This window comes from Vibrio sp. 1580 (assembly GCF_033340055.1).
This window is the reverse complement of the sequence record NZ_JAWOVT010000016.1, coordinates 1-15,838: the sequence shown is the minus strand read 5'-3', so window position 1 is coordinate 15,838 and position 15,838 is coordinate 1. Positions and strand designations below refer to the sequence as shown.

Sequence of the window (15,838 nt, the reverse complement as noted above, 5' to 3'; positions counted from 1 at the left end):
ACACGTGTAAGCCTAATGTGCCATACTAGAGCAAATTTCAAACTCTAGTATAGGCGCATTGATGTCCGAGCTGCAGAAACCTCAATACAGTCAACGTGAAGAACTGGCCAATACCATCACCCACGGTATAGGGATGATTTTTGGTATTGTTGGCTTGATACTGCTGTTAGTTAAAGCCATAGACCATCAAGCTGACACTTTAACGCTTACCAGTATGGCGATTTATGGTGCGAGTATTATCGTGCTATTTTTGGCCTCGACGCTCTATCATGCGATCCCTCATCCCAAAGCGAAACGTTGGCTAAAAACCTTCGACCACTGTGCTATTTATCTTTTGATAGCAGGCAGCTATACCCCTTTCTTGTTAGTCAGCTTAAGAACACCTCTAGCATTTGGGTTGATGATCGTTATTTGGAGCATTGCGTTGATCGGCATCATCATGAAAGTTGCGTTCGTCTATCGATTTAAAAAGCTTTCTTTGATGACGTATTTGGTGATGGGATGGTTATCGTTGATTGTGATTTATCAGTTGGCGATCAACTTGGATGTCGGCGGACTTACACTGCTTGCCGCTGGTGGAATTGTGTATTCACTGGGCGTGATTTTCTACGTTGCGAAGCGCATTCCCTTTAACCATGCGATTTGGCACGGCTTTGTTTTGGCTGGCTGCGTGTGCCATTTCTTTGCTATTTATTACTTTGTTGAGCCTATCTAGCCGATAGGCTCAACAAAGAATATTAAACACGTATTAGCGAGTTTTTACCTCTAGCACTTTGGCAGAAAACTGGTATTGCTGTGATTGCGGTACAGCCAATTTAATGCTCTTACCTTGCTCCGCTTGCTGAGGTCGCAGGTAGGTATCCGCCATGCGCTTGATGGATTGCCAAACAGTCACGTTTTCTTTTGCCAGTTGCTGACCAGACATATCAAACACTTGCACCTCAACTTCCACTTGAATGACAGATTGAGAGCTTTGGTTGGTGATTGATGTAGGTAAAACAAGCTCACCGCTTTGATAGCTTGCTGAACCAATCAATACATCCACACCTGAATCTGATAGCTGCATGGTTGGCTTTTTGGCGTTTACCACCACGGTCGTGCCAACGGTTTTCGTTATCACTGGGATTGTCGCAATCGCAGGAGCTGCGATTGTTTCAACTACGCTTGCTGTTGTTTGTGTCTCCGTCGCTTGCTGCGCCGTTTTTTTCATGACGTATTCCCAGGTAAAGTCATCGTTCAACTTCACTTCTCGACCATCGGCTAAAGTGATGACCTCGGCGGCGTATGTGGATGAGGCGGCAAGTAGGGTCGCCAGAGTAATCCATGTTTTCATTGTTATACCTTTTAATTAGAGTCTGCTTAGCGGCGCCAAAACGCAGGAAAGAACAGTACAAGAATAGTCAGAATTTCCAAGCGGCCCATTAACATCCCAAAGCTTAAGAGCCATTTGGCAGTATCGGGCAGAGGCGCGAAGTTGCCTGTCGGGCCAATCACACTGCCCATACCAGGGCCAACATTGGCAACGGCGGTGATTGAGCCAGAAATACTGGTCACAGGGTCGAGGCCAAGTGCACTTAAACAACCCGCGATAAAGATAATGGTGATAAAAAACATCAAGCCAAATGCCACCACTGAGCGAACAATATCATCATTCACCGGTCGCTGGTTATAACGCTGTACAAACACCCCTGAAGGGTGAATCAACTTCATCATTTGTTTGTTTAGCAGCGTCATCGCAATTTGGAAGCGGAAGATTTTGATCCCGCCAGACGTTGATCCTGAGCATGCTCCCGCCATCATTAAGAATGCGAAAAGAGTGGTGGGTAATGCGCCCCATGCGGTGAAGTCTTCTAAGCCAAAGCCAGTTGTGGTGACGACAGAGACAATATTAAACATCGACACTCGCAGGGCATCCAAAATGGTGTACCCATCTCGAATCACTAGCCAAGCTGAAATCACTAAGCTTGAGAATACGAACAGGTACGCAAATCCTCTAACTTGAGCGTCGTTAACCAACACATCAATACGGCGTTTACGTAATGCGGCGATAAAGAGCAAAAACGGCAAACCACCTAAGAACATAAAGGTAGTGGCCACCCAATGTGCGCCATTAGAGAAGTGGTTCATTGACCCATCAGATGTAGAGTATCCACCCGTCGATAGCGTAGTAAAGGCATGGTTGATTGCTTCGAACAGGTTCATGCCGGTGATCAAGTAGCCCAAAATACATAGGCCCGTTAGCATCAAATAAACCGCTACGATGTTTTTGGCGACCGTTTTCGCTCTTGGACTACTTTTATCCGACCAATCTGATGATTCGGTTTGGAATAGCTTCATACCACCGACATTCAGCATAGGTAACACTGCTACCGCCATCACGATAAAACCAATGCCACCAAGCCATTGTAAAATAGAGCGCCACAGCAATATGCTCGGCGCCATGTTGTCTAGGCCACTGAGCACCGTTGAGCCCGTCGTGGTGATACCCGACATCGTTTCGAAGTAGGCGTCGGTGAAGCTGATGTGGTTGATAAACACAAATGGCAAGGCGGCAAACGCACTCGCGATGGTCCAAACCAAACTGGTGATGAGGAACATATCGCGTACGCTGAGTTTGAACTTGGCGGTTCGACCTATCGTTAGGCAGATGAAGGCGGCAAGGTGCGTGATCACAACGGCTTGGGCGAAATCGAGGAATCCCCCCGTACCGGTAAAGAAAGCGACCAAAGTCGGCACGTACATAAACAGGGCCAGTTTGGATAAAACTAGCCCGATAACAAACAGTACGGGACGTAAGTTGACCATAGGAAAATCCTAGAGGAAGAATGGACTCGGCTGGAATAGCGCTTCGACGTCTGATACGTATTTTTTGTTGACCAGGAACATCACCACATGATCATCCTGCTCGATGACCGTACGGTCGTGGGCAATAAGAACTTCTTCGCCACGAACGATAGCACCAATGGTGGTCCCAGGTGGAAGCTTTATATCTCCAATCGCACGTCCAACCACTTTAGATGTACTTTCATCACCGTGAGCGACGGCTTCAATCGCTTCCGCAGCGCCGCGGCGAAGTGAGGATACGTTTACGATATCAGCGCGACGAACGTGCGTTAGCAAGGCTGAAATAGTGGCTTGCTGAGGTGAGATTGCTACATCAATTACGCCGCCTTGTACCAGGTCGACATAAGCGCCACGTTGGATCAGCACCATCACTTTTTTAGCGCCCATGCGTTTTGCCAACATTGCAGACATGATGTTGGTTTCATCTTCGTTGGTCAGCGCGATGAAGACGTCGACTTGGTCGATGTTCTCTTCCGAGAGAAGCTCTTGGTCTGCCGCATCACCGCAGAACACGATGGTGTTTTCTAGTTGCTCAGAGAGCTTTTCTGCACGCTGGTAGTTACGCTCAATCAGCTTCACGCTGTAAGTTTGCTCTAGGCGTTTTGCCAAGCTTGCGCCGATGTTACCCCCGCCAACAATCATGATGCGGCGGTACGGTTTTTCTAGGCGCTGAAGCTCACTCATCACTGAGCGAATATGATTACTTGCTGCAACGAAGAACACTTCATCGTCGGCTTCAATAATCGTGGTGCCTTGTGGGCGAATCGGGCGACCCTGGCGGAAAATAGCTGCCACACGGGTATCAATGTGCGGCATGTGCTCACGCAAAGCAGACAACGCATTACCCACCAGCGGGCCACCATAGTAGGCTTTCACCGCCACTAGGCTGACTTTCTGTTCAGCAAAGCTCACCACTTGCAGCGCGCCCGGGTATTGGATCAGACGTTCGATGTAGCTCGTAACGAGTTCTTCTGGGGCGATAAGGTGATCGACAGGAATGGCGCCAGATTTAAACAGGGCTTCTTTTTCTGCCAAGTATTCTGGAGAGCGAATACGTGCAACGCGGTTTGGGGTGTTGAATAGAGTGAACGCGACCTGACAGGCGGCCATGTTGGTTTCATCAGTGTTGGTTACTGCGACGAGCATATCGGCGTCTTGCGCACCAGCTTCGTGCAGCACGTCGGGGTGGCTCGCATGGCCATTGACCACACGCAGGTCGTATTTGTCCTGCAATTCACGCAGTCGATCGGCATTGTTATCGACGATGGTGATGTCGTTGTTTTCACCCACTAGGTTTTCTGCCAGTGTGCCGCCAACCTGACCTGCACCAAGAATAATGATCTTCATACTCTTTTCTCGTTATCTGAAAAAGGCGATTGAAATCACTCCAATCGCCCTATTTAGCATGCTGTTACGCGTGTGTTTTAGTTAGCACTGCGTAGTAGAAACCATCCATATCTTCTTCGCCTGGTAGAATTTGACGACCAGGCTGGTCGGGATCAGAATCCAGCAGTTGCGCATCCGCGGTACGTGCTAAAAACGCTTTTACTTGCTCCACGTTTTCTTGCGGTGTGATTGAACAAGTCGCGTAAACCATTGTGCCGCCGGGTTTCAGTTGCGTCCACATGGCATCAAAAATTTCACTCTGTAGCTCTGCTAATGCGGCGATGTCGTCTGCACGACGTAGCCATTTGATGTCTGGGTGACGACGAATCACGCCAGTCGCAGAACATGGGGCATCCAGCAAAATGCGATCAAATTGCTCGCCTTGCCACCATTCTTGTGGATTACGCGCATCACCGCAAACCACTTTTGCCTGAAGGTTGAGACGCTTCAGGTTTTCATGCACACGTTTCAGGCGTGTGTCGTCGCAGTCAATCGCAACCACATCACTGCCCGACGTGCGCTCTAGAATATGCGCCGTCTTGCCACCTGGCGCAGCACAGCAATCTAAAATCAGTTCGCCGTCTTGTGGTTTTAGGTAGTTGATCGAAAGCTGCGCCGCCGCATCTTGTACCGAAACCCAACCTTTCTCAAAACCAGGCAGCTTCATCACATCACATGGTGCGGCCAATTTTATGGCGTCCATTGCTTCTGTGTGTGGCGTGCTATCAATGTTTTCATTTTTGAGCAGCGCAAGGTATTCATTTCGAGTGTGGTGTTGGTGATTTACACGGAGCCACATTGGTGCTTTTTGGTTGTTTGCTTCAACAATGCTTTCCCATTGCTGTGGGTAGGCCTCTTGCAGCAGTTTTAGTAACCAGCTTGGGTGACCGTACTTGCCAGCGTTGTTGCTGACGGCCATTTGGTCGAGTTCTTCTTGGTTGCGCTGGTAGTTACGCAATACAGCGTTAATCAAACCACGCAGACGAGGACCTTTCAGCTCTTTAGTGCCTTCAACCGTTTCACCGACAGCTGCGTGCGCAGGAATGCGCATGAAGCTCAGTTGGTAAATACCAACCAGAATTAGGTGATGGAATACACGTTGTTTGCCTTTGAGCGGCTTATCCATCAATTGGTTTGCGATCATTTCTAGGCGAGGTAGGTAACGTAGCGCACCGTAACAGATCTCTTGTAGCAGAGCATGGTCACGAGGTCGTACCGTTTGTTGAGCCGCTGGAAGAGCGCTTGAAAGTGAGTGGCCCTTGTCGACGACAAGATACAGGACGTTAGCAGCCGCAGCGCGAACATTCATGATGAGTACCTTAAAGTAAAGGAGGGCATCTCTGCCCTCTAAAAGTTCGTATAGTTGGGAGTAATAACCCCTAGTATGGCTTAAACCAGCAGAGTGCCAACTTCAAACCAAGCCGCACGCGAATTCAGAATATCCTGAACTGACATGGCTTTTTTGCCAGGAACTTGCAGTTGCTCTAGCACCAGTACGCCGTTGCCTGTCGCAACATAAATACCGGTTTTATCTGCTTGTACGATGGTGCCGGCTGGCTTGTCACTGGTTTGCTCTGCCACACGGCTTTGCCATACTTTGATGCTGTTTTCTGCCGCCTCAAAGTGGCTCATTGGCCATGGGTTAAATGCACGAACGCAGCGCTCAATGTGCGCCGCATCGTCGTTCCAGTTGATGCGTGCTTCTTCTTTACTGAGCTTTTTCGCATAGTTCGCTAACTCATCGTCTTGCTTCACTGGCACTGCTTTACCCGCAGCAATGTCTACTAGGCAGTCAATCAGGGCTTCTGGACCAAGCTCAGCCAATTTTTCGTACATTGAAGCGCTGGTATCTGTCGCTTCGATTGGCAGCGTGGCAATCTTCAGCATATCACCAGTGTCGAGACCGATGTCCATCTGCATGATGGTCACGCCAGTTTCTGCATCGCCCGCCCAAATAGAGCGTTGGATTGGAGCCGCACCACGCCAACGAGGTAGGATAGAACCATGTACGTTGATACAACCCAGTTTAGGGGTATCAAGAACCGCTTGTGGCAGCAGCATACCGTACGCCACGACAACCATGAGGTCGGCGTTCAGATCGGCAAGTTCTTGTTTCGCTTCGTCGGACTTAAAGCTTTCAGGTTGGTAAACCGGGATATTGTGTTCTAGCGCCAGTTGTTTTACCGGTGGCGCAGCCAATTTTTTGCCACGACCCGCTGGACGATCTGGGTTTGTGTAAACCGCGATGACTTCATGCTCCGAAGACAACAACGCCGCCAAGTGACGGGCGGCGAAATCCGGAGTACCTGCAAAGACAATTCGTAAAGACTGACTCAAGGTAGACTTCCTTCTAATTGGTATGGTTCGAGATTAAGCGTTTTGCTGCTTCTCGTTAAAGCGTTTGATTTTCGCTAGCTTGTCCTGAATGCGTTTGCGTTTCAGTGGTGATAGGTAATCCACGAATAGCTTACCTTGTAGGTGATCAAGCTCGTGTTGAACACAAATCGCTAGCAGGTCGTCGGCTTCAAAGGTGAACTCTTTGCCATCACGATCCAGTGCTTTAACGGTAACTTCTGCAGCGCGAGGCACAAGTGCGCGCGCACCTGGTACCGACAGACAGCCTTCTTCGATGCCATCTTCGCCACGCTTTTCCAGAATCTCAGGGTTGATTAGCACCATCGGCTCATCGCGAGTTTCTGAAATATCAATCACTACGATACGTTTGTGGATATCAACCTGCGTTGCAGCAAGGCCAATACCTTCTTCGTCGTACATGGTTTCAATCATGTCATCGACGATTTTTTGAATCTCAGGTGTCACCGCTTCAACAGGCTTTGCGACTGTGCGCAGGCGATCATCCGGGAATGTTAATACTTGTAATACAGACATATTCACTCGAAATATTGAACTGTGCCGAAACAGCACAAACCTTGTTGGCTCAATTCTAGACATTTTATAGCCTAAATGACAGCATCCTTGCACCAATTTCCATTCTGGTTCCTGCTTAATAGACCAAGGACGAGGGTCATGAATCGAATTTTCCGCAACGTTGCCAGTGTTACGTTGCCGTTACTTTTCTCTTTCAACGCTGTAGCAAATGTGGATGCGAACCCACTGACTGTTAAAGATGATGCGCCACAAACGTATGTAGTCGTGAAGGGCGATACGCTATGGGATATTTCGGCCATGTACTTAGATAGCCCGTGGTTGTGGCCTCGTTTATGGCAAGTAAACCCGGAAATCGATAACCCTCATTTAATTTATCCCGGAGACAAGCTGTCTTTGGTGTGGATTAACGGTCAGCCCGTGTTGAGCCTAAAACCAGTTAAGAAGCTGAGCCCGAAAGCTCGCATCACAGAAAAGAAAGCCGTACCAACGGTCGCGGAAGGTTTGGTGATGCCTTACCTTAAATCGGATCGGTTGCTAGATAAAGATTCGTTGAACAGAGCAGCAAAAGTGATGGGTAGCAGCAAGGGCAGTAAGTATCTGACTGCAGAAGATGTGCTGTATATCAATGGCAATCAGACCGCGACAGGTTGGGCTATTTACCGACCAGTAGCTACCTTTTCGCGTGACGATGTGTCGGAAGAGATTACCGCGCTGCGTTTGATTGCCAAAGGCGATCTCGTTGAAGCTTCGAGTGATTATTCAGGTTTGAAGCTTACATCGCAAATGCAAGAAATCCTACGTAACGATATCGCGTTGCCAAATCAATCGGTTGAGAATACTGACTTCACGACTACGTTCTATCCGCTGCCGTCGCCACAAGGCAGTTCTGCAAAGTTGCTAGGTAATATCGAAGGTATTCGCTTTAGTTCAACTAACCAAGTCGTGGTGATTGATAAAGGCACGTCAGATAATCTCAAGCAAGGCAGTGTGTTTGATTTAAAAGAAGACGCGCACCCAGTTTACAAAGACGGCGATGAGTTCAAGAAAGAGTTTGGCGTGCTTGATAAGAAAATCACTTTGCCTCAAAGCAAAGTTGGTGAGTTGCTGGTCATTCGTCCTTATGAGTACTTTAGCTTGGCACTGATCACTAACAGTACGAAACCCATTAACCAAGATATTTCGGTGGTGTCACCGTTGGCGGACGAATTAATCATCGATGAATCGACGAAATAACGATGATCTCGCTGCCTGGTTAAAACTGAGTTGTTTACCAGGCATTGGCGGCGTCAAAATGAATAAGCTACTGGCAAGAGACGCGCCACGTAACATCGTAAACTTCTCTCCTGAACAGCTACAACAACTTGGGTTAACAACTAAGCAAATTCAAGCTTGGGCTTCAACAGATAAAGAAGTCGATGCTTGTTTAAGCTGGCTTGAGGCTTCTACAAATCATCATATCCTGACACTGACTGACCCGCGTTATCCACCTCAACTCAAACAAATCGTTGCACCGCCACCTCTACTTTTTGTTCAAGGAAACCCTACTTGTCTCTCTCAGCCACAAATCGCGATGGTTGGCAGTCGAAATGCGAGTATTGATGGATTACAGCATGCACGTCAGTTTGCTGCAGAGTTTGTTCAGCACGATTTTATTGTCACCAGTGGTCTCGCTTTAGGCATTGATGGTCATGCGCATGATGGTGCGTTGCAAGCGGGTGGTAAGACGATTGCGGTGCTAGGATCTGGCTTAGAAAATATTTATCCGGCACGTCATCGTGGTTTAGCGCAACGTGTTATTGAACATGGGGCCTTGGTGTCTGAGTTTCGGCCTAATGCCAAGCCGCGTCCAGAAAACTTCCCGCGTCGTAATCGTATTATTAGTGGATTATCGCTTGGTGTACTGGTCGTCGAGGCGGCGAAAAAGAGCGGCTCGTTAATTACAGCTCGTTACGCGCTTGAGCAAGGTCGAGAAGTATTTGCGCTGCCAGCGTCAATCAATGCCCCCAATGCCTGCGGTGGAAACCAGTTGATACGTCATGGCGCTTGCCTCGTAGAAAAGACGAAAGATGTCTTAGATGAAATACAGTCCTTGCTTGATTGGTCTATTAATCAGAGTACCGATTTATTTTCTACGTTAAATGATGAAGAAGAATTGCCATTTCCTCAGCTGTTAGCTAACGTAGGAAGTGAAGCTACACCGGTTGATATTCTTGCAAACAGGACCAATATACCTGTCCAAGAAGTCATGATGCAGCTCTTAGAGTTAGAACTCTCTGGGCATGTCGTTGCGGTTTCAGGTGGCTATATTCGAAAGGGGAGGGGCTAGCTATGATGATGGATATACTGATGTATCTATTCGAAACCTACATCCATAGCGATGCAGAGTTACAGGTCGAACAAGACGAGTTGGAAGAAGAGTTGCTTCGTGCAGGCTTCCAACAAAAAGATATCTACAAAGCCCTTGTCTGGTTAGAAGAGCTTGCCGCATTGCAGCAAAGTGACACCTCTTCTGCAATCTCGACTTGCATGGCTTCGTCATCAACTCGTATCTACACAGCGAAAGAGATGCAGCGTTTAGATTTGGAATGCCGAGGTTTTCTATTGTTTCTCGAGCAAATCAATGTGTTAACCACAGAAACTCGCGAAATGGTGATTGACCGAGTGATGGGATTAGAAACGAGTGAGTTTGAGCTTGAAGATCTCAAATGGATCATTCTGATGGTGCTGTTTAATGTGCCTGGCAACGAAAACGCTTACACGCTAATGGAAGAGCTGTTGTACACCAAGGAACAAGGGATTCTTCACTAACCATCTGGGCAAGTTCGAGTTTAACTAGAATAAACGCGAGCTTGTCTTTTTTTGTGTGTTTTTCACGAAACGGTAAGTATGAGTAGTAAAATCGACAACACCCTTTTCTCTGCCCATGAACACGCTTTGGAGCACGAGCCGTGTCCAAAATGTGGTGGTGAGCTGACTCTCAAGCACGGAAAACATGGCCCATTCCTCGGCTGTAACCATTACCCAAGCTGTGATTACATTAAACCGCTACACAGCAATGATGGTCACATCGTGAAAGAGTTGGGTGTGCCTTGTCCTGAGTGTGGCAATGAGTTGGTTCTCCGCCAAGGGCGCTACGGTATGTTCGTCGGTTGTAGTAACTACCCGGCTTGTCATCATATTGAGTCGATTAATCAACCAGAGCCAGAGGCGCAGTCACAAGAGCAACACGCTTGCCCTGAATGTGGCAAAGGACATTTGGTTGGGCGTAAAACCCGATTTGGCAAAACATTCTACGCGTGTGATAACTACCCTAAATGCAAATTTGCTGTGAACCTTGCTCCGGTCAAGGGGCGATGCGAAGAATGTGGTTTTACTTTGTTGGTGGAGAAGAAACTCGCCAGTGGTGTGAAATTGCAATGTGCCAACCGTAAGTGCCAGCACACCCAACAAGGGTAAATACATCAAAGGAATTAAAAAGGGTCGCATCGTGCGACCTTTTTTTATTTTTTTGCTGCCAAACGTTAGTGTTGAGGCTGTTTAGCGAACGCTTGCACGGCTGGGAAAGCTATTGGGTCTAAGATGTCTGCCAGAGCGCACAACCTACGGTGCAATTCTCCTGGGTAGTCGCCACACACGTTGATGTGTCCCATCTTGCGACCTGCACGTTTCTCCTTGCCATACCAATGAATGTGGCAACCATCCATTGATAACAATGCTTCTGGTAGTGTGTCTTCACCAAGAATATTGATCATTGAGGTTTCACGAACCAATTTCGTACTGCCTAATGGTAAGCCGCACACTGCGCGCAGATGGTTTTCAAACTGACACGTTTCTGCACCTTGCTGTGTCCAGTGACCAGAGTTGTGCACGCGTGGAGCAATCTCATTCACTAAAAGTGCCCCATCGACATCAAAGAACTCAAGCGCCAATACGCCAACGTAATCTAGGCTATCTGCGACTGCCGTGAACATTTGCTTTGCTTGTTCCTGTAACCCTGGCGCATCAATCGCAGTAGAAAGACTCAATACACCGTTGGTGTGAACATTCTCTGCCAGAGGGTACACTTCCACACTGCCATCTTTGCTTCGAGCACCAACCAGTGATACTTCGCGGTTAAAAGGAACAAACTCTTCAGCAACAATCGCTTGAGTTGGTGTTGCCGCGATGCACTCTGCCATCTCAGTCCAAATGTCGTCGACTTGAGAAGCTTCTTTTAAGCGCCATTGGCCTTTACCATCGTAACCACCTAATGCACTTTTCAGAACCATTGGCATACCAACGTGTTCAATTGCGCGCTCAAAGTCTTCACGAGTTTCAATGACGTAGTATTTCGCGTTGCGCACGCCAGCATCATCAAGCAGTGCCTTTTCAATACGGCGATCACCACCTGCTTTGATGGCTTGCGTACTTGGTAGGAACTTGCCGCTCGCTTCGCAAACCTTGAGCACGTCATGTGGAATATGCTCGAACTCGGCAGTAATCACATCAACTTGCGTAATCGCATTTTCCAAACCATGGCCAAGTACCTGTTGAGTTAAAGGGTGAACGACATCACCGCTGCTGACATCGTAAGCTGAAATTTGAATATTCAGTGGCGCACCAGCCAGAGACATCATACGAGCCAACTGACCCGCACCAAGAACCAGTACATGCATCTGATTAATCCTCTGCAGGGTTTGGATTTGCGAGAACTGTTTCCGTTTGCTCATTACGGAATGCTTCTACCTTCGCCATGATGTTTTCATCATGAGTGCCTAGGATTTGCGCTGCTAGGATACCGGCGTTTGCTGCGCCCGCTTCGCCAATCGCCAATGTACCAACCGCAATTCCCTTTGGCATCTGTACAATAGAAAGCAGTGAATCCATACCTTTCAGTGCACGAGACTGAACGGGAACCCCAAGCACTGGCAAACTAGTAAACGCCGCCGCCATACCTGGTAGGTGGGCTGCACCACCTGCGCCTGCGATGATAACTTTGATGCCGCGTTCTTTTGCGCCACTGGCGTAGTCAGCCAGTAATTGAGGAGTTCGGTGTGCTGACACGACTTTTGTTTCGTAAGGCACGCCAAATTGGTCTAGCATGTCCGCTGCTAGTTTCATGGTTGGCCAATCGGATTTAGAACCCATGATGATACCGACTTTCATCTCAAACTCCTTTAAGCTGCAAAAATTAGGTGAGCTATAAATTTGTGCGCATTATACGGGGATTTTTATCTCAAGCAAACGTTTGCGTCTTGTTGTTGGCGCTATTGATACATTTTATAAAAAAATTGCTTTAGTGTCTGAGAATGAATATTTGTACACTTAGTGAAAACAACACAGTCAAACAAATAGGAAGTAATCGGTGGATAACTTTGAACAAGTGCTCAACGCACTCAAGCAAGGCGAAGTGATTGCCTATCCAACAGAAGGGGTTTTTGGTGTCGGATGTGATCCAGATAACCCAGAAGCAATTCAAAAGCTATTAGAGCTCAAGCAGCGTCCGGTAGAAAAAGGGCTGATTCTCATCGCGGCAAGTTATGATCAGCTCTTGCCTTATATTGATGAATCTCAGTTGACTGAAGAACAATTACAGACTGTTCATGCCACTTGGCCAGGCCCATACACTTGGATCATGCCAGCGAGCGATAAAGTATCCAACTGGGTTTCAGGGCAGTTTGATTCAATTGCGGTTCGTGTGACTGATCATCCTTTGGTGCAAAAAATGTGTAATGCATTCGGAAAGCCGTTAACCTCTACCAGCGCGAATCTTTCCGGCTTACCACCGTGTATGACCACGGAAGAAGTCGAAGAGCAGTTGGGTGATAAGCTGGTCGCCATTCTTCGTGGCGAGACCAGCGGTCGTGATAAACCCAGCGAGATTCGTGACGCCAAAACTTCACAAATATTAAGACAGGGTTAACCCTGCTAGCCAGCCATCATTAGGTTTCACGTAATAGGTAATAACGTATGTCAGCGATCGATAAGCACGCCGTAAAGCAGTTCTTGATGTCACTTCAGGATTCCATTTGTCAGCAGTTAGAACAAGAAGATGGAAAGGCCGTCTTTGTCGAAGATGCATGGCAACGTGAAAAAGGAGAGCGTCTGGGTGGCGGTGGTCGCTCACGTGTTTTGCGTGATGGCCTTGTTTTCGAGCAGGGAGGCGTGAATTTCTCGCATGTGGAAGGGAAAGAAATGCCAGCATCTGCGACAGCGCATCGCCCAGAGCTAGCGGGTCGTCGTTTTGAAGCGATGGGTGTTTCTTTGGTTATTCACCCTAAAAACCCTTACGTACCGACTTCACACGCCAATGTCCGCTTCTTTATTGCAGAAAAAGATGGCGAAGACCCAATTTGGTGGTTTGGTGGTGGTTTTGACCTAACGCCGTTCTACCCATTTGAAGAAGATTGCCAATCATGGCACGACACTGCAAAACAGCTTTGTGCACCATTTGGTGACGATGTTTACCAAGAGCATAAGGCATGGTGTGACAAATATTTCTTCCTACCACATCGTAATGAAACTCGCGGTGTTGGCGGTTTGTTCTTTGATGATCTAAACCAGTGGGAATTTGATAAGTGTTTTGCTTACATCAAAGCAGTCGGTGAAGGCTATTGCCAGGCTTATTTGCCGATCGTTTCTCGTCGTAAAGAGATCGAGTATGGTGAGCGTGAGCGTGAATTCCAACTATATCGTCGCGGCCGTTACGTAGAGTTCAACTTAGTGTATGACCGTGGCACCTTATTTGGTTTACAAAGTGGTGGGCGTACTGAGTCGATTCTGATGTCAATGCCGCCGCTCGCTCGCTGGGAGTACTGCTACGAGCCAGAAGCGGGATCGCCAGAAGCTGAACTTTACGAGCGATACCTAACGCCCCGAGAGTGGTAAGCACGGAATCTCCTTTTCTATATAGATAGATAGTGATAGGGTCATCTGTAATCAGGTGGCCCTGTTTTCTCTATATCTAAGTAAGGAACAAAGGTAAGGAAATGACCCAGCAAATTGATCGCTATGCCGTGTTTGGTAACCCTATCGGACACAGTAAGTCGCCATTCATTCACACCTTGTTTGCCCGTCAAACCAATCAGTCTTTGGTGTACACCGCAGAAAGTGCACCTGTTGATGGCTTTATTGACGCAGCTAAGGTGTTTTTTGCTGAAGGTGGCAAGGGGTGCAACATTACCATGCCATTTAAAGAGGACGCTTATCAATTTGCTAGCCGTCTGACTGAGCGTGCTCAATTGGCGGGCGCAGTGAACACTCTCAAGAAGTTAGATGATGGTGAAATCATTGGTGACAACACCGATGGTGCAGGTCTAGTGCAAGATCTGCTTCAGCATCAGGTTGTATTGGAAGGCGCGCGAATCCTAATTATTGGTGCTGGTGGTGCCGCTCGTGGTGTTATTAAGCCACTGCTTGATCAAAAGCCGGCTTCTTTAACCATTACTAACCGTACCTTTAGTAAAGCACAGGAGCTTGCAGAGTTGTTTGTCTCTCACGGTCCTATCGTCGCCAAAGAGATGGAAAGTATTAATGAAGAGTATGATGTCATCATTAACTCTACTTCTGCTTCTCTTAGTGGTGAACTGCCTGCTATTTCTTGCTCTATCTTTGCCGTCAATAGCACAAGCTATGACATGATTTATGGTAAAGGGGTCACGAGCTTTAACTTATGGGCAAGAGAAAATGGTGCCGCTCATGCGTATGATGGTCTTGGAATGCTAGTTGGGCAGGCTGCAGAAAGCTTCATGCTCTGGCGCGGGTTACGTCCTGGTGCCAAACAAATTCTCAGAGAACTAAGAAAGAACCTTGAAGGTCAGTAATCAATGAATCAATCTATCCTATTCCCTGACATGCAGTCTTGGGATGAAGCCTCGCAATCGATAAATTTTGCTGCGCAGCAATCTGGTGCGTTGATTGAGTGCTATGTAACAAAACAAAAGCTAGAAAAGCTTAGTGGTTCTCTGATTGAAACTGAGCAAGCGGCAATCAAAGTGTTTACTGATTACCGATTCGATCTAGAAGAAATCGCCGAAGAGCTAATAGAAGATGAAGCCTTCGATGAAGAAGGCCATATCATTATCGATTAGCGGACTATACCTGACTACTCATTGATGTCTTCTACTTCGTTAATGTAGTCGTCTTTGTTCTGCACATAGTTGTTGGCAGACTTTTGCAAGAAAGCTCGTTCTTTATCTGATAGAGGGCGAGCTTGCTTAACAGGGCTTCCAACATATAAATAACCACTTTCTAATACCTTCCCTGGTGGCACCAAACTTCCTGCACCAATCATCACATCTGATTCCACCACCACGTTGTCTAATACAATAGCTCCCATACCGACTAATACGCGATCGTGGATCTCGCAGCCATGCAACATCACTTTGTGACCTATGGTGACATCATTGCCAATGAGGAGTGGGTAGCCATTGGGATTTTCTGCGTTCTTATGAGTTACATGAAGTACGCTGCCATCTTGAATGTTGGTTCGCTCTCCGATGTGGATGTGGTTTACATCCCCCCGAGCTGCGACCAATGGCCAGATACTAGAATCATCGCCAATTCGGATATCACCGACTAAAACAGAGGTTGAGTCAACGTAAACACGTTCACCAAGTTCAGGCTTTATACCTTTGTAGCTTCTCATTGAGCTCATCTTTTTTCCTTATTCAGGGCGATTACAGGGTGTATGGAGGTAGAATAGTAGTGAAAACTCGCCTTTTAGAATAAAAAACACCCA

18 protein-coding genes are annotated in these 15,838 nt (G+C 47.5%); 9 read left to right on the top strand and 9 right to left on the bottom strand.

Features of this window, described 5'->3' with window-relative positions:
- Positions 1 to 61: 61 nt before the first annotated feature.
- Positions 62 to 715, top strand: a complete 654-nt coding sequence (gene trhA, locus R7093_RS20550) for a PAQR family membrane homeostasis protein TrhA (RefSeq protein ID WP_005379047.1) — start codon at positions 62 to 64, stop codon at positions 713 to 715.
- Positions 716 to 748: 33 nt separating this feature from the next.
- Here trhA and R7093_RS20545 read toward each other — a convergent pair whose 3' ends face one another.
- From R7093_RS20545 to def, 6 genes are all read right to left on the bottom strand, one after another.
- The gene (locus R7093_RS20545) at positions 749 to 1,333 is read right to left on the bottom strand and encodes a DUF3157 family protein (protein WP_017821574.1); all 585 of its coding nucleotides are present in this window, start codon (positions 1,331 to 1,333) and stop codon (positions 749 to 751) included.
- Positions 1,334 to 1,359: 26 nt separating this feature from the next.
- Complete coding sequence (locus R7093_RS20540; protein WP_017821575.1) at positions 1,360 to 2,805, bottom strand: TrkH family potassium uptake protein; 1,446 nt, start codon at positions 2,803 to 2,805, stop codon at positions 1,360 to 1,362.
- Positions 2,806 to 2,814: 9 nt separating this feature from the next.
- Positions 2,815 to 4,191 (bottom strand): Trk system potassium transporter TrkA, encoded by a 1,377-nt coding sequence (gene trkA / locus R7093_RS20535; protein WP_005379062.1) that lies wholly within the window; start codon positions 4,189 to 4,191, stop codon positions 2,815 to 2,817.
- A gap of 64 nt (positions 4,192 to 4,255) precedes the next feature.
- Positions 4,256 to 5,539, bottom strand: a complete 1,284-nt coding sequence (gene rsmB, locus R7093_RS20530; protein WP_047102569.1) for a 16S rRNA (cytosine(967)-C(5))-methyltransferase RsmB — start codon at positions 5,537 to 5,539, stop codon at positions 4,256 to 4,258.
- An 80-nt stretch (positions 5,540 to 5,619) separates the two neighbouring features.
- Positions 5,620 to 6,567: a methionyl-tRNA formyltransferase gene (fmt, locus tag R7093_RS20525; RefSeq protein WP_005379066.1), complete on the bottom strand. Its 948-nt coding sequence runs from the start codon at positions 6,565 to 6,567 to the stop codon at positions 5,620 to 5,622.
- A gap of 33 nt (positions 6,568 to 6,600) precedes the next feature.
- On the bottom strand, positions 6,601 to 7,119 hold the full coding sequence (gene def / locus R7093_RS20520) for a peptide deformylase (protein ID WP_005379068.1): 519 nt from the start codon (positions 7,117 to 7,119) through the stop codon (positions 6,601 to 6,603).
- A 138-nt stretch (positions 7,120 to 7,257) separates the two neighbouring features.
- Between def and R7093_RS20515 the strand changes: the two genes are divergently transcribed.
- The 4 genes from R7093_RS20515 (at position 7,258) to R7093_RS20500 (ending at position 10,575) form a co-directional block, all read left to right on the top strand.
- On the top strand, positions 7,258 to 8,352 hold the full coding sequence (locus R7093_RS20515) for a LysM peptidoglycan-binding domain-containing protein (RefSeq protein WP_047102570.1): 1,095 nt from the start codon (positions 7,258 to 7,260) through the stop codon (positions 8,350 to 8,352).
- Positions 8,336 to 9,445 (top strand): DNA-processing protein DprA, encoded by a 1,110-nt coding sequence (gene dprA / locus R7093_RS20510; protein WP_047102571.1) that lies wholly within the window; start codon positions 8,336 to 8,338, stop codon positions 9,443 to 9,445. Before R7093_RS20515 ends, dprA begins: the two co-directional genes overlap by 17 nt.
- 2 nt (positions 9,446 to 9,447) lie before the next feature.
- A complete protein-coding gene (locus R7093_RS20505; RefSeq protein ID WP_005379074.1) occupies positions 9,448 to 9,927 on the top strand; it encodes a DUF494 family protein in 480 nt (159 codons plus the stop codon).
- A gap of 78 nt (positions 9,928 to 10,005) precedes the next feature.
- Entirely contained in the window at positions 10,006 to 10,575 is a 570-nt protein-coding gene (locus R7093_RS20500) for a type I DNA topoisomerase (RefSeq protein ID WP_047102572.1), read from the top strand.
- 65 nt (positions 10,576 to 10,640) lie between these two features.
- On the opposite strand, the gene R7093_RS20495 is transcribed toward R7093_RS20500, so the two are convergent.
- Both R7093_RS20495 and purE read right to left on the bottom strand, forming a co-directional pair.
- Positions 10,641 to 11,774 carry a 5-(carboxyamino)imidazole ribonucleotide synthase gene (locus R7093_RS20495; protein ID WP_047104450.1) on the bottom strand — a complete coding sequence of 378 codons (1,134 nt, stop codon included), beginning with the start codon at positions 11,772 to 11,774 and terminating at the stop codon, positions 10,641 to 10,643.
- 4 nt (positions 11,775 to 11,778) lie between these two features.
- Positions 11,779 to 12,264 carry a 5-(carboxyamino)imidazole ribonucleotide mutase gene (purE, locus tag R7093_RS20490; RefSeq protein ID WP_005379082.1) on the bottom strand — a complete coding sequence of 162 codons (486 nt, stop codon included), beginning with the start codon at positions 12,262 to 12,264 and terminating at the stop codon, positions 11,779 to 11,781.
- Between the two features lie 199 nt (positions 12,265 to 12,463).
- Between purE and R7093_RS20485 the strand changes: the two genes are divergently transcribed.
- The 4 genes from R7093_RS20485 (at position 12,464) to R7093_RS20470 (ending at position 15,188) form a co-directional block, all read left to right on the top strand.
- Positions 12,464 to 13,021, top strand: a complete 558-nt coding sequence (locus R7093_RS20485) for an L-threonylcarbamoyladenylate synthase (protein ID WP_005379084.1) — start codon at positions 12,464 to 12,466, stop codon at positions 13,019 to 13,021.
- Between the two features lie 47 nt (positions 13,022 to 13,068).
- Positions 13,069 to 13,986, top strand: coding sequence for an oxygen-dependent coproporphyrinogen oxidase (gene hemF, locus R7093_RS20480; protein WP_047104448.1), 918 nt, complete (start codon positions 13,069 to 13,071; stop codon positions 13,984 to 13,986).
- A 101-nt stretch (positions 13,987 to 14,087) separates the two neighbouring features.
- Positions 14,088 to 14,921: a shikimate dehydrogenase gene (aroE, locus tag R7093_RS20475; protein WP_318146787.1), complete on the top strand. Its 834-nt coding sequence runs from the start codon at positions 14,088 to 14,090 to the stop codon at positions 14,919 to 14,921.
- A gap of 3 nt (positions 14,922 to 14,924) precedes the next feature.
- Positions 14,925 to 15,188 carry a DUF1488 domain-containing protein gene (locus tag R7093_RS20470; protein WP_038896204.1) on the top strand — a complete coding sequence of 88 codons (264 nt, stop codon included), beginning with the start codon at positions 14,925 to 14,927 and terminating at the stop codon, positions 15,186 to 15,188.
- Positions 15,189 to 15,202: 14 nt separating this feature from the next.
- On the opposite strand, the gene R7093_RS20465 is transcribed toward R7093_RS20470, so the two are convergent.
- Positions 15,203 to 15,754, bottom strand: coding sequence for a gamma carbonic anhydrase family protein (locus R7093_RS20465; RefSeq protein ID WP_047104439.1), 552 nt, complete (start codon positions 15,752 to 15,754; stop codon positions 15,203 to 15,205).
- Positions 15,755 to 15,838: the final 84 nt, after the last annotated feature.